Consider the following 241-nt stretch of genomic DNA (forward strand, 5'->3'; position numbering starts at 1 on the left):
CCTATTCCCGCCTGAAGCGAGAGCGCAACAGTGCCAATTATCAGGTGCTGTTCAACAATAATGACGTAAATGCGGTCGCGGACGAAAACGGCACGGTTATCAGCGGTACCTTCACCGGCGTGACATTGCGCCCGCTGATCTATGACGAGCCGACCGAATTCCGGTCCACCAACCTTGGTTTTTCGACCAAATATGAAGGCGACATCGTCAAGATTTCGGCCGATGCGTCCTACAGCAAGGG

Annotated in this window: 1 protein-coding gene; it reads left to right on the plus strand. The window is 53.9% G+C overall.

The features are described 5' to 3' along the window. Positions 1-241 (plus strand): hypothetical protein (locus RYX56_RS24850; protein WP_317124452.1); only part of this gene is annotated, 241 nt, incomplete at both ends.

Source organism: Alkalihalophilus lindianensis (assembly GCF_032843265.1).
In the GTDB taxonomy this organism is placed as follows: domain Bacteria; phylum Bacillota; class Bacilli; order Bacillales; family Bacillaceae_D; genus Alkalihalophilus; species Alkalihalophilus lindianensis.